This window comes from Paractinoplanes toevensis, assembly GCF_018332695.1.
Taxonomy (GTDB): Bacteria; Actinomycetota; Actinomycetes; order Mycobacteriales; family Micromonosporaceae; genus Actinoplanes; species Actinoplanes toevensis.
The window spans coordinates 54,937-74,607 of sequence record NZ_BOQN01000131.1 but is presented as its reverse complement, the minus strand read 5'-3'; the positions used below and the strand labels follow the sequence as shown (position 1 = coordinate 74,607).

Genomic DNA, 19,671 nt, shown 5'->3' with positions numbered 1-19,671 from the left:
GGGGGCCAAGCGACGGGGGCCGGCGACGAGGCAGCCGGCGACGAGGCAGCCGGCGACGAGGCAGCCGGCGACGGGCGCAACACCACGGTCGGTGACACCCGCGAACATCGGCGAGTCCGCCGAGTTGATCGACTGCGAGCATTCACCGATAGCTGGGTCGACTGATTTCGAAATTTATTTCAATGCTCTGAACTGGGGAAACGCCGTCGATCGGGCGGCGTTTCGACATTCGGCGTTGAACCGGTCGCGGGTCGGGGTCCGTATTGCGGGCCGACCGAGCACATCGACACCCACCATCGAGGAGTGATGATGAGACCGCGTGCGTACCGGAGGAACCAGGGTCCCAACCGGCGGAAGGCACTCGGCGCCGTCGTCGTCGCGGGCGTTCTGGCCGCGGCCGGGGTTGCCGGCGTTCAGCTCGCCAACGCGAGCACCACCAGCACGAAGGCCGCCGGCGTCATCTCGGTGGACGGGCAGAAGTTCGACGTGTCGAAGTGCGCCGCGCTGGAGATCAACGGCGCCGACGTGATCTGTGACGGCGAGAAGCTCGCTCCGCAGGAGGAGCAGAACGCCGGCGAGGCCGCGCAGGCCTCCGCCGTGGCGCTCGAGACGGCCTGCGACACGTTCGCGGCCGACATCGCCGCCGCCGAGGGCGCAGCGGACGACGCGGGTGCCGCCGGCGACGCGGGTGCTGCCGGCGATGCGGGCGCTGCCGGCGAGGAAGGTGCCGCCGGCCAGAAGGGCGAGGAGGGCGCAGCCGCCGAGGAGAGCGCCGCCCAGCAGAAGGCCGCCAACAAGAAGCTGGCCGCCAAGTACGCGAAGGCCCTGAAGTCGGCGAAGAAGCAGAAGGCCGAGCAGGCAGCCGAGGAAGGCGCGGCGGAGGAAGGCGCGGCCGACCAGGGCGCAGCCGACGAGCAGGGTGCGGCGGATCAGGCCGCGGCGGCCGCCGCGGCCGTGACCTCGGCCCAGAAGACGCTGCTGCAGTCCTGCCTGGCCCTGGCCGACGCCAAGACGGCGGCCGGCATCGGCGCGGCCGACCAGGGTGCCGGCGAGGAAGCCGGCGACCAGGGTGCCGGCGAGGAGGCGGGCGCGTCCGCCGAGCCCAGCGAGGAACCCAGCACGGCGAAGAAGTAGGTAGTCATGCGGAAAGGGCCGGCCCACAACGGGCCGGCCCTTTCCGTCTACCGGGAATCAGGCGTGTTCGCGGTTCTGCACGCCGTTGTAGTCGGCTCCGCCGAGCGCGGCCGACGGGGGAATCGGATCGGGCGCGGGCAGGGCCGCCGTACGGTCGGGGTCGCCGCTGACCTGGGCCTCCGCCTCCCGGACCTGCGCATTCACCTGGGCCGCCTCGGCCGCAGCAGCCTCGGCCGCGGCAGCCGCCTCACGCTCGACCGAGGCCGCGTCGACGTTCGACTTCGGCACGTCGCCGACCATGTTGGCCAGGCCGCCCAGCGCGCCGCCCATGCCCTCGAGGGCCCGGGTCAGCTCGGTCGGCACGATCCACACCTTGTTGGCGGTGCCGTTCGCGATCTGCGGCAGGGCCTGGAGGTATTGGTAGGCCAGCACCTTCTGCGACGGGTTGGCCGTGTGGATCGCGTCGAAGACCGTGCGAATCGCCTTCGCCTGGCCCTCGGCCTGCAGGATGCGGGCCTGCCGGTCACCGTCGGCGCGCAGCACCGCGGCCTGCTTCTCACCCTCGGCCGTGAGGATCTGGGCCTGCTTGTGGCCCTCGGCGTTGAGGATCGTCGCGCGGCGTTCCCGCTCGGCGCGCATCTGCTTCTCCATGGAGTCGCGGATGCTCGGCGGCGGTTCGATCGCCTTGATCTCGACGCGGGTGACCTTGATGCCCCAGCGGCCGGTGGTCTCGTCGAGAACCGTGGAGAGGTGGCGGTTGATCTCTTCGCGGCTGGTCAGGGCCCGCTCGAGGTCGAGGGAGCCGATCACGTTACGCAACGTCGTGACGGTCAGCTGCTCGATCGCCTGGAGGAAGTTGCTGATCTCGTAGGTGGCCCGCACCGGGTCGACGACCTTGAAGTAGAGCACCGTGTCGATCGACACGACCAGGTTGTCGGAGGTGATCACGGGCTGCGGCGGGAACGAGACGACCTGCTCACGCATGTCGACCTTGCTGCGCACCGCGTCCACGAACGGGACCAGGATGTTCAGACCCGGGGAAAGTGTCCGCTTGTACTTGCCCAGGCGCTCCACGACGTCCATCCGCTGCTGGGGGACGATGCGGACGGACCGGAGCAGCGTGACGATGGCGAACACCACGATCACGATTACTAGTACGCCGATCACTGCTTCCATGGCGCCTCTCTATATGTTGGGCAAATCATCGCGCCACACGATGGCCGTGGCGCCCTTGACTCTGATGACCCGGACGCGTTCACCCGGGAGGTATTTCTCGTTGCCGTCGAAGGAGCGGGCCTGCCAGATCTCGCCGTCGATCTTGATGCAGCCGTGGTTGCCGTCGACCTCCTCGAGGACCAGCCCGTGGCTGTTCTCGATCGCCTCGAGGCCGATCGGGGTCTCGCCGGTCTCGAGGGCCGGGCGAGCGTGCCGCAGGATGATCGGGCGGAGTGCGCCCACGGAGAGGCCGGAGACGATCGCGAAGACGATCACTTGGAGCAGGAGCGGGGCGCCGAGCGCGGCCGCGCCGGCCGCAGCCAGAGCGCCCACCGAAAAGAAGATGATCAGGAACGTGGCCGTGAAAGCCTCGGCGATCGCCAATGCGATGCCGAGCACGATCCAGAGAACCGCTTCCACCCCTCGATCGTGTCACGCCCGCGCACTATCGGCGATGCCGCATGCAGGCGTAGCCATATCGGCGGTTCGCAGTTAACCAGAACAGTCATTTGTCGAGAGGGTCCAAACGTGTCGCTGTTGCCGGAAACGGCCCGCCGGGTCGACGAGATCGCCTGCCGGGCGCAGTCCGCCGGGCGTACCCCGTCGTTCGCGCTCGCCGTCGTCCGGGACCGGGCGGTCCTGCACTTCGCGGGCGTCGGTGAACATCCGGTGCCGGACGCGAAGACGCAGTACCGGCTCGGTTCGATCACCAAGACGCTGACCGCGACGATGGTCATGCAGATGCGGGACGAGGGGTTCTTCGCCCTGGACGACCTGCTCTACCGGCATCTGCCGGGCACCCCGATCGGCGGGGTGACGCTGCGCCAGCTGCTCGGGCACGTGTCCGGCCTGCAGCGGGAGCCGGACGGCCCGTGGTGGGAGCGCAGCACCGGCGGGGACGCCGACAAGCTGCTGGCCGACCTGGGGTACGACAAGCTGTCCGGCCCGCCGTTCCGCCGCTATCGCTACTCGAACCTCGCGTACGGGCTGCTCGGGGCGGTGCTGGAGCGGGTGACCGGCGAGTCCTGGTCGTCGCTGGTGTCGAAGCGGGTGCTCGACCCGCTCGGGATGAAGCGGACGACCTACGCGCCGATGGAACCGTTCGCCCGCGGTTACGTGGTGCACCAGCTGGACGGCAGCCTGCACGAGGAACCGCGGCTCGACTCGGGTGCGATGGCGCCGGCCGGTCAGCTGTGGTCGACGGTGACCGACATGGCCAAGTGGGCCGCGTTCCTCACCGACCCGGCGCCGCAGGTGCTGCCCCGGGAGACGGTGGACGAGATGTGCGCCCCGGTGGTGATCAGCGACCTGGAGTCCTGGACCGGCGGCTACGGCCTCGGCCTGCAGCTGTTCCGGGTGGGCGAGCGGGTGTTCGTGGGGCACGGTGGCTCGATGCCCGGCTACGTGGCCCACCTGGCGGTGCACCGGCGGAGCCGGCTGGGCGTGATCGCGTTCGCGAACTCGTACGGCCTGACCGGAACGCACATCCGCGACGTGACCCTCGAAGCGCTGACCGCGGCGGTGGAGGGCGAGCCGGCGACGCCGGCCGCCTGGGTGCCGCCGGCCCCGCCGACCGGCGAGACGGTCGCGCTGGTCGGCCGCTGGTGGTGGATGGGCCGGGAGTACGAGGTACGCGCCGACGGCGAGGCGTTGGAGATGACCGGCCCGCACCACCGCTCACGTTTCGTCCGGGAGGCGCCGGACCGGTGGCGTGGCGTGGACGGGGACAACGAGGGCGAGGTGCTGACCGTCCTGCGCGAGATCGACGGCAGCGTCCCGAAGATCGACATCGCCACGTTCGTCTTCAGCCGCGACCCGGCTCACCTGGCGTAGGCCGAGCGCCAGGCCACCGGCGACGACGCTCACCCCGATCCAGACGAGCGGCGACGGCATCGGGCCGCCGAGCGCGACCCCGGTGGCCGCCGCCGCGATCGGGGCGATCCCGGTGAGCAGTCCGGCCCGGGCCGACCCGATCCGGGAGACGCACGTGTACCAGAGGACGAACGCGACGGCCGTGACCCCGACCGCCAGGTAGGCGCCGGCCAGAAGATCATCAGCAGATATAACTACCGGGCGATCATGTATGAATCCGACAAATCCGAAAAGCGCAGCGGCCATCCAGGTCGCGTGCACCGAGACGCCCAGCGGCCCATGCCGGCCGAGCACCGGAACGGCCAGGAGTGTGAACCCGGCCTCGCAGGCGAAGGTCACCAGCGCCCACAACAGACCGACCCCGTCGGCTCGGCCGAAGCCTTGCACCAGGGCCGCTCCCCCGGTCACGACCAGCGCCGCCAGCACCACCCGTCCTTCGCGGACCGGGCCGGCCACCGCCAGCAGCACCGGCACACAGGCAACTGCCACCCCGAGCACAGCCGGTTCGGCGTGCCGCGCGCCGAGAACGAGAGCAAGGTTGAAGCCGAACATTCCGGTTAGGACAACCCCGGCGAGCCACAGCCATTCGGCGCCGCGCGGGCGCACCACCCGGCGCCCGGTCAGCCGGGCGAAACCGAGCAGCAGCAGGCAGGCGACGGCGTAACGGAGGGCTTGGACGGTCAGCACGGGCGCGTCGGCGAGGGCACCGGAGACGGCCACGCTGCCGCCCACGAAGGTCATGCCGGCAGCGCCGGCCAGGGTCGGTAAGCGGTTCACAGGATTCATCCTGAAACCGGGTATGGTCCAGTAGAAGGGCCAATGCAGGTAGGCAAAAGGAGGACCAATTTCCGGCTCCGACTTCCTCCAGTTACGCGCCGACCAGGCCCCGGTCAAGGGCCTGACCGCCTGGCTCACGGCCGGGCTGCGAGACGCCATCGACGGCGGCCGCCTCGCTCCCGGCGCCCGCCTCCCGGCCACCCGGGTGCTGGCCGCCGAGTTGCGGATCTCCCGCGGTGTCGTCGTCGAGGCCTACCAGCGGCTCATCGACGAAGGGCTGGCCACCGGTCGCACCGGCGCGGGCACCACGGTGCTCGGTCATGGCCGGGGCGCCGAGCCGCCGTCGGACCGCCGCCGCGCCCTCGACGACCTGCGCCTGCCGCTGCCGCCGGCCGAGAACATCGACATCGACCTGTCGCCCGGCGTGCCCGACCTGTCGGCGTTCCCGCGGGCGCAGTGGCTGCGGGCCGAGCGGGCCGTCCTCGACGAGATCACCGCGGCCGACCTGGGTTACGGCGATCCGGGCGGCACCCCGCGGCTGCGCGCCGAACTGGCGGGCTGGTTGCGCCGCACCCGCGGCGTCCGCGCCGAGGCGGACGACATCATCGTGGTGAGCGGGGTGGCGCAGGCACTGGCGCTACTGGCGCAGACGCTGGCCGCCCGCGGCGTGACCGCCGCGGCGGTCGAGGACCCGGGATCGCGCGGGGCCCGGGACCAGATGACCCATTGGGGCGTACGGGCGGAAGCCGTGCCCGTGGACGACGAGGGCCTCCTGGTCGACCGGATCACCCAGGAGGTGGCCGTGCTGACCCCGGCACACCAGTTCCCGACCGGCGTGGTGCTCAGCCCCGCCCGGCGGCGAGCCCTGCTGGCCTGGGGCGGGCTGGTCATCGAGGACGACTACGACGCCGAGCACCGCTACGACCGTGCCCCGGTCGCGGCCCTGCAGGGCTCGGCCCCCGACCAGGTCGCCTACGCCGGGAGCGTCTCCAAGTCGCTCGCCCCCGGCATGCGGCTCGGCTGGCTGATCGCGCCCCGCCGGATGCAGGCGGCCCTGCTCGAGGCCAAGCACGACTCCGACCTCGGTAACCCGGCCATCCCGCAGCTGGTGCTGGCCCGGCTGCTGGCCGCCGGCGACTACGAGAAGCACCTGCGGCTGGTCCGGCAGCGGCAACGGCGCCGCCGCGACGCCCTACTGGCCGCCCTCGGGCAGCATCTGCCCGAGGCCCGGGTGACGGGGGTGGCAGCCGGGCTGCACCTGCTCACCATGCTGCCGTCGGAGGCGTCCGACACCGATCTCGCGAAGCAGGCCGCCGCCCACGGCGTACTCGTGCATCCGCTGTCCTGGCACCGCCTGCGACCCGGCCCGCCCGGCCTGATCATCGGCTATGCCGCGCATTCCCCGGACCGGCTGGCCGAAGCCGCGAAGCGGCTAGGCGGGGCTCTCCGTGACGAAGTCGATCAGCCGCTCCATTGAGTTGATCAGTGGCGTCTCCACGTCCTTGTAGCTGCTCACCTCGCGCAGGATGCGCCGCCACATGTCGGCCGGTTCGCGGACGCCGAACGCCTCGCAGACGCCCTCCTTCCACGGGCGGCCGGGCGGGATGATCGGCCACTTCTTGAAGCCGATCCGCTCGGGCTTCACCGCCTGCCAGATGTCGATGTACGGATGGCCGGTGACCAGCACGTCCGGGTCGGTGACGGCGGCCACGATGCGGCTCTCCTTGGAGCCGGGCACCAGGTGATCGACGAGCACGCCCAAGCGGCGGTCCCGGCCCGGCCGGAACGCCTGCACCTCGGTCTGGAGGTCGTCGATGCCGTTCAGCGGTTCCACCACGATGCCCTCGATGCGCAGGTCGTCGCCCCAGATGCGTTCGACGAGGGCGGCATCGTGGATGCCCTCGACCCAGATCCGGCTGGCCTTCGCCACCTGCGCCTTGACGCCCGCGACGGCGACCGACCCGGAGGCCGTGATGCGCCGCTGCGCCTGCTGCGGCGCCACCGGTCGGCGCAGCGTGACCGCCTTGCCGTCCAGCAGGAACGCGGCCGGCGTCAGCGGGAAGTTGCGCCGCTTACCGAACCGGTCCTCCAGCACGACCGCGCCCAGCTCGAAACCGACCACGGCGCCGCAGAAGCCGGAGTCGGCGTCCTCGACCACCAGATCGGGTTCGGCGTCCACCTCGGGCACCACCCTTTTGCGGCGCCACTGCGCCTTGAGCACGTCCTCCCCATACATGCAAGGCACGGTAACCCGTGCGTTGGGACACGGCGTTTCTGACGCTCCGACCGAGACAAGCTTCCCGATGGGCACGTACCCTTGCTCGCATGTCCCCCGCAGCTGATGCGGCCACCCGCACCGCGCGGCGCTCCACCCGGCTCGTGGCCTGGGTGCGCGCCTGGCGCGCCGGTCTGGTGCCGTTCGACGAGCTGGCCGACGAGATCGCCGGCGATGAGGAACACCTCGTCGCGGATGCCCCCGGCACGTGGACCGATGTCCCGCTGCCGCAGGGGCTGCCGCTGTTCGCCAAGCTCCACCCCGACGAGATCCGGCTGGTGCTGCCCGCCCCCGGCGACCCGCGCGGCCTGCCCGGCCCGGGCGAGCTGACCGGCGCGGCGATGCTGGCCGGCGAGGCCATCGTGACCCCGAGCTTCGGCGTCGTGCCGCAGGTGCGGCAGCACACGTCCGGGTCCGGGGTCGAGTTCGAGACCGTGCTGTGGCGGTTCTTTCCGGTCGGCGAGCACCGGCCGGTGTTCCAGCTCGGTGCGGCCGAGGCCGAGGCCGAGCTGACCTACGCGCTCGGTGAGGCCACCGCGCAGCTGACCAAGCTCGACGTGGCCCAGTGGAAACCCGAGCTGGCCGGCGCGCTGCAGGCGTTGCGGCGCCCGGAGAGCACGGCGACGCTGCCACCCGGTTTCGACCCGCGGGCCCGGCGGTTGTTCGCCCGGGCCAGCGTGCTCGACCAGGTGCTCGCCCTGGCCGAGACCAACGCTCCGGGCGGCGCCATCAACGGCTACGAGGCCCAGCAGCGCGACGCGGCCCTGCGGCCGCTGATGTCGGCCTGCCGCCAGGCACTCGTCGCCGCCTGCAACTCGCCGCTGCATGCCTGACCGCTTCGCGCACTGCACGTTCTGCGGTGCCCGGTTCACCCCCGGCCAGGCGTGGCCCCGGCGCTGCGGAGCCTGCGGAGAGACCAGCTACCGCAACCCGACGCCGGTCGCGGTGGCCGTGCAGCCGGTCGGGTCCGGGCTGCTGGTGGTGCGGCGCGGCATCCCGCCGGCCCGCGACCGGCTCGCCCTGCCGGGCGGCTTCGTCGACTACGGCGAGGCCTGGCAGGCCGCCGCGGTGCGCGAGCTGTTCGAGGAGGTCGGTCTGCGGGCAGAGGCCGATTCCGTACGCCTGTTCGACACGCTCAGCGCCCCCGACGGCACCCTGCTCGTCTTCGGGCTGCTGCCGCCGTTGCCGGACGCCGGCTCGATCCCGCCGCCCGCCCCGAACGACGAAACCCTCGGCTGGGAGATCCTCTACGGCCCGACCGAGCTGGGCTTCAGCCTGCACACCGCGGTAGCCAACCGGTACTTCACCCGATAAGCACCTCGACCGCCACCCGCGCGGTGTCGCCGGCGCCGAGCTTCTGCGCCTTGCGCACCGCCTTCTTGACCGGCAGCACGTAGGCGCCCCGCTTGGCGTCCGGGAAGATCGAGGTGCGCCAGATCGAGGTGCCGATCCGCACCTCCACCCGCACCGCCCCGAAACCGCGGCGCTGCCCGCCGGTCAGATCGCGGATCTCGTCGGAGGCGTCCACCGGCAGGCTCACGAACGTCCAGGCGTCGTCCGGCCGGGCTTCCCAGATCCACAGTTCGGCGTCGAATTCGAGTCGCATGGCGGCAGCGTAATCAGCCCATCGCGCATTGTGGTCGACCGGCCCTGTATGGAATTGTTCTCAGTCGATGTGTCCGGCGGCCACGGCTGCCCCGGCCGGAGGCGCTGATGACCGAGTCCTTGCTGCTCAAACCCGCTGCGCCCGCCCAGCTCCCGACCGGCGCTCGACGCTTCACCGGGCGCACCGCGCTGCTGGCGCGGCTGTGCGCGCTCGACGGCGGCGAGGTCGCCATGCTCACCGGCCCGGCCGGCATCGGGAAGACGTCACTCGCCGTGCACTGGGCCCGCCGGGCGGCCGGCGAATTCCCCGACGGGCAGCTGTTCGTCAACCTGCGCGGCTTCGACCACGTGGCCCAGCCGGTCGAGCCGGCCGACGCCCTCCGGAGCTTTCTGGCCGCCCTGGGCGTACCGGCCCGCCGCATCCCGGCCGGCCTGGACGAGCGGGCCGCCCTCTACCGCACCGAGATGGCCGACCGGCGGGCCGTCGTCGTGCTGGACAACGCCACCGTGGCCACCCAGGTGCGCCCGCTGCTGCCCGCCGCCCGCAACTGTGTGACCGTGGTGACCAGCCGCAACCAGCTGACCGGCCTGATCGTGCGGGAGGCGGCCCGGCCGATTCCGGTGCCGCCGCTGACCATCGCCGAGGCCGCCCAGTTCCTGGGCGGTTACCGCCCGGTCATCGAACAGTGCGGCGGCCTGCCACTGGCCCTGAGCCTGGTCGCCGCCCGCACCGGCGAACCGGAGCCACCGGGCCGCGGCGGCGACCCGCACGCCGGCGCGCGCGGCGTGTTCGCGTGGACCCACCGGGCGCTCACCCCGCCCGCGGCCGGCATCTTCCGCCTGCTCGGCCGCCACCCGGCACACGACCTCACCGCAACCACGGTGGCCGGGCTGGCCGGCCTCACCGTCGGCCAGGCCGCGGTGATACTCGCCGAGCTGGCCCGGGCCGGCCTGCTCATCGAGTTCGTTCCCGGCCGCTACCTGTGCCACGACCTCCTGCACACCTACGCCGCCGAACTGGCCGCCCGGTACCACTAAGCTGCCCCGCATGCCATGGCCGCACGAGGGCCTCGAACCGCCCGCCGGCTGGCGGCCCGCCACGTTCCGGGAGTTCGTGGTCAAGGTGGCCAGCCGCTGCAACCTGGCCTGCGACTACTGCTACGTCTACGAATCGGCCGACCAGTCGTGGCGGTCGCAGCCGCGGGTGATGACCCCCGCCGTCTTCGCGGACGTGTGCACCCGGATCGCCGAGCACGCGGACGGGCCGGTCGACCTGGTCTTTCACGGCGGTGAGCCGCTGCTGGCCGGGGAGGCGGCCATCGCCCGCTTCGCGGCCACGGCCCGGGAGATCATCGGCGACGTCCGGCTGCGCATGCAGACCAACGGGACGCTGGTCACCGCGGGCTTCGCCGCGATCTGCCGGGATCAGGGCATCCGGGTAGCGGTCAGCCTCGACGGTGGTCCGGCCGCGAACGACAGACATCGGGTACGGGTGGGCGGCGGATCCAGCTTCCCGGCCGTACGGGATGGGATTGCTCTTCTGGGTGATGCCTTTGCCGGTCTGTTGTGCACGATCGACACCGCCAACGACCCGCTCGCCGTCTATGCCGATCTGTTGTCGTTCCGGCCGCCCGCCGTCGATTTCCTGCTGCCGCACGCCAACTGGGAGACGCCGCCGCCTCGCGCCGGCTCCTACGCGGACTGGCTGATCACGATCTTCGACCGGTGGTACGCGGCGCCCGCGCGGGAGACCCGGGTGCGGCTGTTCGACGACATTCTCACGCTGATCCTCGGTGGGCGGGTCGCCTCGGAGACGGTGGGGCTGGCGCCGGTGCGGGTGGCGGTCTTCGAGACGGACGGCACGCTGGAGCAGGTGGACGCGCTGAAGACGGCCTATCCCGGGGCTCCGCTGCTGGCGGCCGGCTCGCTGGATGCCGCCCTCCGCGAGCCCGGCGTGACGGCCCGGCAGATCGGAGCCGCGGCACTGGCCCCGGCGTGCCTCTCCTGCGCTGTGCGCGACGTCTGCGGCGGCGGGAACTACGTGCACCGCTTCGATCCGGTGCGCGGCTTCCGCAACCCGTCGGTCTACTGCACCGACCTGTTCCGGCTGATCACGCACGTCGCCGCGGCGGTCCGCGCCGACCTCAGTCGATCAGATCGGCCGTGATCAGCTCGCCCAGCAGCACCCGGATGGCGGGCGCGCAGCGGTCCATGTCGTCCGAGGTGAACCACGCGAGCTCGCCGATCTCGGCGGCCGCCACCGGCGTTTCGTGGTTCTCACCGCCGGTGAAGCAGATCAGCCGCACCCGGGTGCCGGGCGGCCGGTTGTGCGCCTCCGCCACGATCTCGGTGAACAGCGTCAGGTCGGCCGGATCGAGCTTCAGCCCGACCTCCTCGCGCACCTCACGGGCGGCCGCCTCGGCGTACGTCTCGCCCGCCTCGGGTTTGCCACCCGGCAGGTAGAACGCATCGGTGTAGTGCGGCCGCACCACCAGAACCCGCCGATCCCGTACGCACACCCAAGCCGTCGCCAACACCACGGCGGTAAGCCTAGGCGACCACGGTGATCGGAGTGCCCGCAGCCAGGTTCGCCAGCAGCGTCTCCTGCGCGTCCTTCGGCATCCGCACGCAGCCGTTGGAGACGTTGCGCCCGAACACCGACTTCCGGTACCAGGCGTGGATGCCGGTGTGCGCGTCCTTCAGCCCCGGCGCCACCGCCCCCCGATCGTCCGGGACCGCACCCAGCACGAGCGCGTCGAGCCCGGCGTAGACCTCGCCGTGGGTGCCGGTGCGGCCGAGCACGAAGGTGCGGCCGAGCGGCGTCGGCGTGCGTTCGGAGCCGATCGCCACGGTCCAGGTCTTCTGCTGTACGCCGTCCCGCCACCAGGTCAGCGTGCGCTCCCCCAGCCGCACGACCACCTGGTCACGCAGCGTCTCGGCGCGCCAGCCATGATCGGGCAGCCAGCCGATGCGCCGGTTGACCGACGGCAGCAGGACGGCCGACCAGCCCGGCTTCTTGGCCACCACCGGGACGATGACCGTCACCCCCCGAATCGTGGACGGCAGGTAGGCGCGCGGCTTGCCGCCGGGGGCGTCGTAGACGGCCAGCTTGTGCTTCGGATGCAGCCCTTCGGGCAGGTGGGCCAGGGAGGCCGGGCTGGGATCGGCGGGGAAGCCCTTCGGCACGTGCACGTAGCTGATCACCGGGAGGTCTTCGGGCGGCTTGGTGGCCGGCAGGACCCGGTCGACGGTCGGGCTCGGGCTCGGGCCGGCCTTCGGCGCCGGGCTCGTCGTCGGCGCCGTGGCCGTCGTCGGCGGCTCGGCGACCGGGTCGACCGGGCCGGGCTCGGTCACCGCGGCGGCGCCGCCGAGGGCACAGAAGGCCAGCACCAGCGCCGGCACGGAGACATTCCGGTGGGTGCGAGCTCGGCTGGGGCCGCGACGCATCTGACCAACCTAGGCAACCGACGCGGATTATGTCATGATTTCCGACAAATTCACCGGATCGGGTCAGCCAGCCGACAGGCCCGGGAACGTCCGGACGGCGTCTGCCCCGAACCGCTGACCCACGAACCACCTCAGGTCGTCCAACTGCTCGGCGGACAGCTCCGAGCGGGCAACATCCGGATCGCCGAGGCCCGCGCTGCGGAAGAGCCGGTCCAGTTTCTTCGGCGAATTATCGAGAAAATTGCCAACAAGATCCGGGTCGTCGCGCAAACGTGCCGACCGCATAAGCGCAAGAACGCACGAAGGCCGAAAATCGGTATGGCGCCGCAGGCTCAGCGCCGGGTTGCCCAACACCACTTCCACCTCCGCGCGTGGCAGCAGCGTAAACGTCGCCAGGAAAAGTCCGAAATGAAGGTCTTCAGCCCTCCGCGCCGCTCGCTCGACCAGTCGGCTCAGATGCCGCCGCAAAGGGTTCTGGGTTTGCTTGCCTCCGACGAGATGGATGAAGGAGACGATGCTGGCCTCGGGGACATGCCGGAGGTCGCCCCAGGATCGAACGGCGTCGATCAGAACACCGTCCATCCAGTTCTCCGCCTCCGCGCCCATAGCTCGCGAGCGAATGAACAACCGCAGCTCAACGAGACCAGCAACGGCCGACCGACCTATCGCCTTCTCCGAGAGCAGGCCCTTGAGGTCAGCTAGATCGGGACGGGAAACACTTGCCCGCCGCGCCGCGGAGAAAAGGGGGGCCAGCCAATTCGCTACCGATGCCCCGTAGATATCGGGCTCCACGGAGACACCTCGGAACATGTCGTCGAGCCAGCGTGGCTCGAGCGCGGCCTTCAGACGCACAATCTGCGAGGCCTCGTAACGAGAAAGAGTGCCAAACCAGTCGCGCGAATCCGGCCCTATGCCGAGGGAAATGTCGGCGGCCGCCTCCGAGCGTTCCTCCGCGTTGGCGAGCTCATAGGCAGCCAGCACGCGCTGAGGGAGCGGCGGGTCGAGATGGCGGCTACGGGTCCGCACCACCTGCTCGAGCCAGGTATCGATCTCGAACGCCTCGAACGAATCCAGCTTGGCCAACCGCCCGGCGATGAGATCCTGCAAGCCGAGTCGGGCCCGCTCAGCGGCCGGTTTCAGCTCGGCCAAGGCTTCGGCCGGCAGTCCTTGATCCTCGGCGAGCACCAGCGTTGCCAGCACATGCGTGAAGTCGTCGCCGAGAGCTCTGCTCTGCATCGCCAACATCTCGACGCGCGAACGGTTGGTGGTGAAACTGACGTCGTCGAGCGCATCCACTGTGACCTTCGCGCCGGCCACCTTGCACTGGATCATCGCTGCCACCCCGACCAGGGCTTCCGGCACGAACCAGGAGCGCCACAGGTGGACCAGCCGCAGCCAGGGCGAGTCGGAGTACTCCCCCCGGACCTCCGGCCCGATCTCGAACTCGAATCCGTCCGGGGAGATCATTGCGCCCAGCAGGACCAGGTTGAGTGTGTAGTTCGCCAGATGACCGAGGTAGGAGAACCGGGAGAAGTGGGTGGCCGCCAACCCGGTCATGAACCAGGCCGGCGGCGCCTGGCTCAGCACGTCCCGCAGCTGCCGTGTGATCACCAGTTGCAGGGCCGACACCACCTCATCGCGGTCGAGGCCGAGGGCCTCGGCGCGATGCGGCAACCACTGCCGGATCATGCTGGGCACGATCGGGCGGGTGTGCAGGGCGGTGAAGGACAGGCTTGCGAACCAGTAGTCGTGCGGTGCGGCGAGACTCTCGTCGAGCTTCGAACGCAATACCTCGTGCGTGCGCAACGCCGACACGATCCCGGCCTGCTCCAGCAGTTGACGCACGATGAAGTCGGCGGTGAGGAACTCGCCGAACGTGTTGTGCAGGAACTCGAAGGCGGCCGCACCGCCGGGCCGACTCGTCCGGCTGCGCGACTCATGGATGAAGAAGAAGCTGCCGAGCAGCAGGTCGGCCTGGCTCAGCGCCTCGCCGTTGGAGACGTCGATCTCTCGCCGCATCTTGAAGTATTCGATGTCCTGGTCGAGCTGGGCCTGCAGAATGTGCAAGCTCAGCCGGTTGAACATGCCGATCGCCGCGACACCGAGGCGCCCGAGATCCTGATCGAGCATCGCCTCCTGCCGGGCGACCGGAAGCGCCTCGAAGACCTTGCCCGCCTCGCCCTTCGCGCGCTCCCGCCGGATGAAACGCCGAAGAAGGCTGTCGTAGAGCAGGGTCTGGTCCAGCTCCGACCGGCGCAGCTCGTTGGCCTCGGCGTCATAGATCGCCAGCATCAGGAGCAATAGCGGTTGCTGAGCCAGTTCCAGCAACCGCTCCTCCGGCGGGATCGCGAAGCGCCGAATTCCGGACTGCTCGAAGTAGCCGGCGTTGGTCCGGTTCCACACCTGGACCCACCGCCAGCGGCGGGGCTGGTCGAACTCAAGCAGTCGGAGCACCGTAGTGCCGGGCGGGATCGTCGCCTTGTCGATCAGGGTGACCCGGCTGGTCACCATGATCCGGACCGGCCGCTTGAGCAGCGCTTCCCGGGCCTGGAAGCGGTGAACCTTGTCGAGGTAGGCGGCGAACACCTTGCCGGTAGCCTGCAGGAGCTCGTCGTAGCCGTCGAGGATGATCAGCGGCGGGTTGCCGGCCAGCGCCTTTGCGTACTCCACCCAGTTCACGTCGTTGCCGGTGTCGATCCGGATCTGTTCCTCGATCTGGCCCTGGATGTCGGCGTCCGGGTCGATGTCCCGCAGTTCCAGGCGGACGGTGTTGAAGACCGGCGCCGCCAACCGGGCCGCGATCAACTCGGTCAGCAGCGACTTGCCCGATCCCGGGTGGCCGAGGACGAGCAGCACCGACTCGGCGCTGTACGGCGACGCGAAGTGGCTGACCAGATAGCCGCCGAGGTCGTCGCGGGACGGCTGGGCCGCCCACACGTCCTCGTTCTCCAGGTTGACCTCGCGCCCGGCGTACCGGATCACCTTGTAGGCCTGCGGCACGAAGGCCTCGATCTTCGACGGGTAGGTCAGCGTCGGCCGGCCGTCGTCCTGCGCGTACGAGTCCCGGATGACCTTCTCGTCTACGGCGTCGCGATACACCGTGGCCAGGTCGGCCGCGACCGCCTCGGCGTCGGTGTTCCCGGGGGCCGGGGCCAGCCGGTCGACCGCCACCCGCAGGGCGGTCAATCCCAGGTCCAAGTCGGCGAGGGCGGCATGGGCGAGCGCGGCCTCCGCGGCAACCTGCCCCACCATCTCCTGGGTCTTGCTCGCCTCGTAGAGCATGGCCCAGCGGAAGAAGTCGCCGAAGTCGAGGATCAGGTCGAGGTACTGGGCGAAGTAGTAGCGCACCGCGGCGTCGGCGAGCCCGTCGAGCGCGTGCTCCGGCACCTGCACGCCGAGCTTCACGAGGAGGCCCAGCAGGGCGTCGGCCATCCCCTGGTACATCTTCTGCCGCTGGTCGGCCTCGTCCTGGAACGACGCGGACGGGTGGGGCAGTGACACCGGCGGCAGGCTGGCGTAGTTCAGGGCCGGCTGGGCTCCGCTGATCAGCTCGGTGCCGAGGGCGCGGCCGCGCTGGATGACGTCGGCCCGCTGCTCGTCGGTGAGCCGCACCGAGCTCAGGAACTCGCCGAGTTCGGACTCCATGGCGGTGAAGAACGCGGTGTAGGTGATGAAGAAATGGGCCGCCGCGAGCGACCTCCCCCGATCGAGGAAGTCGTCCCGGCGGCCGGTGATCTTGCGGACCAGGTCACCGGCGTGCCGGATCAGGTCGGATTTCATGTCGAACAGGGCCAGCAGCGGCACCGCCGCCGGGCCCAGCACCACCGGGGACAGGATCAGGGCGGCCGAGAACACCCGGTCGACCAGGTCGACGAGTTTGGGTGTGTCGTCGACCAGCGCTCGTACCGCTGCGAAATCTGCCTCGAGACCCTTCGGACGCTTCACCGAGGGGATGATGCAGGTTCGGTCAGATCTCCGCGATCAGATCTGCGACAGAGTTGACGATCCGGGACGGGCGGAACGGGAAGCGCTCGGCGTCGGCCCGGGAACTGATGCCGGTCAGGACCAGGATGGTCTCCAGGCCTGCCTCGAGGCCGCACAGCACGTCGGTGTCCATCCGGTCGCCGATCATCGCCGTACTCTCCGAATGCGCGTCGATGGTGTTGAGCGCGGACCGCATCATCATCGGGTTGGGTTTTCCGACGAAGTAGGGGTCGACGCCGGTCGCCTTGGAGATCATCGCGGCGACCGAGCCGGCCGCCGGCAGGGCGCCCTCGTTGGACGGGCCGGTCGCGTCGGGGTTGGTGCAGATGAAGCGGGCGCCGCCGTCGATCAGGCGGATGGCCTTGGTGATGGCCTCGAAGCTGTAGGTCCTGGTCTCGCCGAGGACCACGTAGTCGGGGGCGAACTCGGTCAGGATGTAACCGGCGGCGTGCATGGCGGTGGTGAGGCCGGCCTCGCCGATCACGTAGGCCGTGCCGCCCGGTCGCTGGTCGGACAGGAACTGCGCGGTGGCCAGGGCGGCCGTCCAGATCGACTGCTCGGGGACGTCGAAGCCCATCCGGTTGAGGCGGGCCTGCAGGTCGCGCGGCGTGTAGATCGAGTTGTTGGTGAGGATGAGGAAAGGCTTGCCGGAGGTCTTCATCCGGTTGACGAACTCGGGCGCGCCGGGGACCGGCTCGCCCTCGTGGACAAGGACCCCGTCCATGTCGGTGAGCCAGCTCTCGATGGCCTTGCGCTCGGTCATTTGCTTCCTCGTCTCAAGGGGGCGGGGCAACAGCCGCCGGGGCAGTCGTCCCAGACCGGGAGCGTACCGAGTCGTTCCCGGGCACGGCCCGCGGTCCGCTCCTCGACCAGGTGCCGGACCATCGTGACGAAGCGCGGGTCGACGTTGGGCGTCGCGGCGCGGGCGTAGCCGAGGCCGAGCTTCTTCGCCGTCTCCAGGGCCTCGTTGTCGAGGTCCCAGAGCACTTCCAGGTGGTCGGAGACGAACCCGATCGGGCTGACCACCACGTCGGTGACGCCCTTCTCGGCGAGCGCGGCCAGGTGGTCGTTGATGTCCGGCTCCAGCCACGGCACCTGCGGCGGCCCGGAGCGGCTCTGCCAGACCAGGTCGTAGGCCAGGTCCGGGGCGGCCGCGGCGGCGACGAGCCGGGCGGTCTCCTCCAGTTGGGCGGTGTACCGGCCGCCGGTCGGGCCGGCGGTCTGCGCCATCGACACGGGGATGCTGTGGGCGGTGAAGACCAGGCGGGTGCCGGCCCGGCGGTCCAGCTTCTCCCACGCCTGACGGACGGCGTCGACGTGCGGCTCGACGAATCCGGGGTGATCCCAGAACTGCCGCAGCTTGGAGATCTGCGGGGCGCCGGGGCCGACCTTCGCCCGCGCCCGGTCGATGTCCTCCCAGTACTGGTGGCAGGACGAATAGCCGCCGTAGGCGCTGGTGGCGAAGCCGAGCGCGTGGGTGACCCCGTCGTCGCGCATCTGGGCGACGGTGTCCTCCAGCATCGGGTCCCAGTTCCGGTTGCCCCAATAGGCCGGCAGGTCGATGCCGTTCTCCGAAAAATCAGCCTTCACCGCGGTCAGCAGGTCGCGGCACTGCTGGTTGATGGGCGACACGCCGCCGAAGTGCATGTAGTGCTCGGCGACGGCGGCGAGCCGCTCCTCGGGGACACCGCGCCCGCGCACCACGTTGCGCAGGAACGGCATCACATCGTCAGGCTTCTCGGGACCGCCGAAGGACAGCAGGACGAACGCGTCATAAACCACGCGTCCATCTTCCACCCCGGTCAGGCACCGAGCGCGTGGTAACCCCCATCGACGTGCACAACCTCACCCGTGGTGGCCGGGAACCAGTCGGACAGCAGCGCGCACACGGCCTTGCCGGCCGCCGACGTGTCGTGCAGGTCCCAACCGAGCGGGGCCCGGTTGGCCCAGGCGTCCTCGAACTGCTCGAAGCCCGGGATCGACTTGGCCGCCATCGTGCGCAGCGGGCCGGCCGACACCAGGTTGCTGCGGATGCCCTGCTTGCCGAGGTGCATCGCGAGGTAGCGGGAGGCGGACTCGAGGCCGGCCTTGGCGACACCCATCCAGTCGTAGACCGGCCACGCCTTGGTGGCGTCGAAGGTCAGGCCGACGATCCCCGAGCCGGGGGTGAGCAGCGGCAGGCAGGCGACCGCCAGCGACTGGTACGAGTACGTCGAGACCTGCAGCGCCTTGGCGACATCGTCCCACTGGGCGTTGAGGAACTCGCCGCCCAGCACGCTCTGCGGGCCGAACGCGATCGAGTGGACCACCCCGTCCAGGCCGTCGACGTGCTCGCGCACCTTGTCGGGCAGCGCGGCGAGGTGCTCCGGGTCGGTCACGTCGAGCTCGATGACCGGCGGCGGCGAGGGCAGGCGCTTCGCGATCCGCTCGACCAGGGACATCCGGCCGAAGCCGGTCAGCACGACGGTCGCGCCCTGCTCCTGGGCGATCTTGGCCACCGAGAAGGCGATCGAGGCGTCGGTGATCACACCGGTGACGAGCAGCCGCTTGCCGGCCAGCAATCCAGACACGGAAATTCGCTCCTGTTTTTGAAGAAAGGTCAGTGACCCATACCGAGGCCGCCGTCGACCGGGATCACGGCGCCGTTGATGTAGGCGGCGTTGTCCGACGCCAGGAAGGTGACCGCGGCCGCGACCTCGTCCGTACTGGCCAGGCGGCCCGCCGGAACGGCCTTGATGATCTCGGCCTGGCGCGCCTCGGGCAAAGCGGCCGTCATGTCGGTCTCGATGAACCCGGGCGCCACCACGTTCGCGGTGATGTTGCGGCTGCCCAGCTCACGGGTAATGCTGCGGGCCATGCCGACCAGTCCGGCCTTGCTCGCCGCGTAGTTCACCTGACCGGGGCCGCCGTACAGGCCGACCACCGACGAGATGAAGATCATCCGGCCCCACTTGGCGCGGAGCATCTTGGAGCTGGCCCGCTTGGCGACCCGGAACGCACCGGCCAGGTTGGTGTTGACCACCCGCTCGAACTGGTCGTCGCTCATCCGCAGCAGCAGCGTGTCGTCGGTGATGCCGGCGTTGGCCACGAGCACCTCGACCGGGCCGAGCTCCTTCTCCACCTCGGCGAACGCGGCGTCGACCGCGGCCGAGTCGGTGATGTCGCACTGCACGCCGAACAGCCCCTCGGGAGCGCCGCTGCCCCGGTGCGTCACGGCGACCCGGTCGCCCTGCTTCGCGAATGCCTGTGCGATGGCGAGGCCGATGCCCCGGTTGCCGCCAGTCACCAATACCGTGCGAGCCACGACGAACGCTCCTCATACCCAGGTAGGGGGTGCCGGTTGGCACCACAGGGTCACGACG

At 70.6% G+C, this 19,671-nt stretch carries 18 protein-coding genes and 1 pseudogene; 7 read left to right on the top strand and 12 right to left on the bottom strand.

Annotated features, from left to right (window positions below; translation table 11 throughout):
* The first annotated feature begins 309 nt into the window (after nt 1-309).
* On the top strand, nt 310-1,134 hold the full coding sequence (locus Ato02nite_RS43620) for a hypothetical protein (protein WP_213012600.1): 825 nt from the start codon (nt 310-312) through the stop codon (nt 1,132-1,134).
* A 57-nt stretch (nt 1,135-1,191) separates the two neighbouring features.
* On the opposite strand, the gene Ato02nite_RS43615 is transcribed toward Ato02nite_RS43620, so the two are convergent.
* Together Ato02nite_RS43615 and Ato02nite_RS43610 are read right to left on the bottom strand one after the other, a co-directional pair.
* Nucleotides 1,192-2,310: an SPFH domain-containing protein gene (locus Ato02nite_RS43615; protein WP_213012599.1), complete on the bottom strand. Its 1,119-nt coding sequence runs from the start codon at nt 2,308-2,310 to the stop codon at nt 1,192-1,194.
* Between the two features lie 9 nt (nt 2,311-2,319).
* Complete coding sequence (locus Ato02nite_RS43610; RefSeq protein WP_213012598.1) at nt 2,320-2,769, bottom strand: NfeD family protein; 450 nt, start codon at nt 2,767-2,769, stop codon at nt 2,320-2,322.
* A 108-nt stretch (nt 2,770-2,877) separates the two neighbouring features.
* Here Ato02nite_RS43610 and Ato02nite_RS43605 point away from each other — a divergent pair, with 108 nt between their 5' ends.
* On the top strand, nt 2,878-4,182 hold the full coding sequence (locus Ato02nite_RS43605) for a serine hydrolase domain-containing protein (protein WP_213012597.1): 1,305 nt from the start codon (nt 2,878-2,880) through the stop codon (nt 4,180-4,182).
* 63 nt (nt 4,183-4,245) lie between these two features.
* On the opposite strand, the pseudogene Ato02nite_RS52275 reads toward Ato02nite_RS43605, so the two are convergent.
* Nucleotides 4,246-4,962 (bottom strand): annotated as a pseudogene (locus tag Ato02nite_RS52275) (DMT family transporter); the annotation flags it as partial.
* A gap of 103 nt (nt 4,963-5,065) precedes the next feature.
* Here Ato02nite_RS52275 and pdxR point away from each other — a divergent pair.
* On the top strand, nt 5,066-6,475 hold the full coding sequence (gene pdxR / locus Ato02nite_RS43595) for a MocR-like pyridoxine biosynthesis transcription factor PdxR (RefSeq protein WP_213012607.1): 1,410 nt from the start codon (nt 5,066-5,068) through the stop codon (nt 6,473-6,475).
* On the opposite strand, the gene Ato02nite_RS43590 is transcribed toward pdxR, so the two are convergent.
* Nucleotides 6,431-7,234, bottom strand: a complete 804-nt coding sequence (locus Ato02nite_RS43590; protein WP_213012596.1) for a DUF3097 domain-containing protein — start codon at nt 7,232-7,234, stop codon at nt 6,431-6,433. The genes pdxR and Ato02nite_RS43590 overlap by 45 nt on opposite strands.
* A gap of 89 nt (nt 7,235-7,323) precedes the next feature.
* Between Ato02nite_RS43590 and Ato02nite_RS43585 the strand changes: the two genes are divergently transcribed.
* Nucleotides 7,324-8,106 carry an Rv1486c family protein gene (locus Ato02nite_RS43585; RefSeq protein WP_213012595.1) on the top strand — a complete coding sequence of 261 codons (783 nt, stop codon included), beginning with the start codon at nt 7,324-7,326 and terminating at the stop codon, nt 8,104-8,106.
* Entirely contained in the window at nt 8,099-8,587 is a 489-nt protein-coding gene (locus tag Ato02nite_RS43580; protein ID WP_213012594.1) for an NUDIX domain-containing protein, read from the top strand. Before Ato02nite_RS43585 ends, Ato02nite_RS43580 begins: the two co-directional genes overlap by 8 nt.
* Here the strand turns inward: Ato02nite_RS43580 and Ato02nite_RS43575 are convergent.
* Nucleotides 8,577-8,879 carry a DUF1905 domain-containing protein gene (locus Ato02nite_RS43575; RefSeq protein ID WP_213012593.1) on the bottom strand — a complete coding sequence of 101 codons (303 nt, stop codon included), beginning with the start codon at nt 8,877-8,879 and terminating at the stop codon, nt 8,577-8,579. The two genes, Ato02nite_RS43580 and Ato02nite_RS43575, sit on opposite strands and share 11 nt — an antisense overlap.
* A gap of 107 nt (nt 8,880-8,986) precedes the next feature.
* Here Ato02nite_RS43575 and Ato02nite_RS43570 point away from each other — a divergent pair, with 107 nt between their 5' ends.
* A complete protein-coding gene (locus tag Ato02nite_RS43570) occupies nt 8,987-9,916 on the top strand; it encodes an ATP-binding protein (protein WP_213012592.1) in 930 nt (309 codons plus the stop codon).
* 10 nt (nt 9,917-9,926) lie between these two features.
* Nucleotides 9,927-11,045, top strand: a complete 1,119-nt coding sequence (locus Ato02nite_RS43565) for an FxsB family cyclophane-forming radical SAM/SPASM peptide maturase (RefSeq protein ID WP_213012591.1) — start codon at nt 9,927-9,929, stop codon at nt 11,043-11,045.
* On the opposite strand, the gene Ato02nite_RS43560 is transcribed toward Ato02nite_RS43565, so the two are convergent.
* The 7 genes from Ato02nite_RS43560 to fabG form a co-directional block, all read right to left on the bottom strand.
* Nucleotides 11,023-11,418 carry an NUDIX hydrolase gene (locus Ato02nite_RS43560; protein WP_246608082.1) on the bottom strand — a complete coding sequence of 132 codons (396 nt, stop codon included), beginning with the start codon at nt 11,416-11,418 and terminating at the stop codon, nt 11,023-11,025. The genes Ato02nite_RS43565 and Ato02nite_RS43560 overlap by 23 nt on opposite strands.
* A 10-nt stretch (nt 11,419-11,428) precedes the next feature.
* Nucleotides 11,429-12,325, bottom strand: coding sequence for a L,D-transpeptidase (locus tag Ato02nite_RS43555; protein ID WP_246608081.1), 897 nt, complete (start codon nt 12,323-12,325; stop codon nt 11,429-11,431).
* A 63-nt stretch (nt 12,326-12,388) separates the two neighbouring features.
* The gene (locus Ato02nite_RS43550) at nt 12,389-16,270 is read right to left on the bottom strand and encodes an NACHT domain-containing protein (protein WP_213012590.1); all 3,882 of its coding nucleotides are present in this window, start codon (nt 16,268-16,270) and stop codon (nt 12,389-12,391) included.
* Nucleotides 16,271-16,292: 22 nt separating this feature from the next.
* Nucleotides 16,293-17,072, bottom strand: coding sequence for an HAD-IIA family hydrolase (locus Ato02nite_RS43545; protein WP_213012589.1), 780 nt, complete (start codon nt 17,070-17,072; stop codon nt 16,293-16,295).
* On the bottom strand, nt 17,069-18,091 hold the full coding sequence (locus tag Ato02nite_RS43540; protein WP_213012588.1) for a ferrochelatase: 1,023 nt from the start codon (nt 18,089-18,091) through the stop codon (nt 17,069-17,071). The genes Ato02nite_RS43545 and Ato02nite_RS43540 overlap by 4 nt, the downstream gene beginning before the upstream one ends.
* Nucleotides 18,092-18,111: 20 nt before the next feature.
* Nucleotides 18,112-18,879, bottom strand: coding sequence for an enoyl-ACP reductase FabI (fabI, locus tag Ato02nite_RS43535; RefSeq protein WP_213012587.1), 768 nt, complete (start codon nt 18,877-18,879; stop codon nt 18,112-18,114).
* 29 nt (nt 18,880-18,908) lie between these two features.
* The gene (gene fabG, locus Ato02nite_RS43530; protein ID WP_213012586.1) at nt 18,909-19,613 is read right to left on the bottom strand and encodes a 3-oxoacyl-ACP reductase FabG; all 705 of its coding nucleotides are present in this window, start codon (nt 19,611-19,613) and stop codon (nt 18,909-18,911) included.
* Between the last annotated feature and the right edge of the window lie 58 nt (nt 19,614-19,671).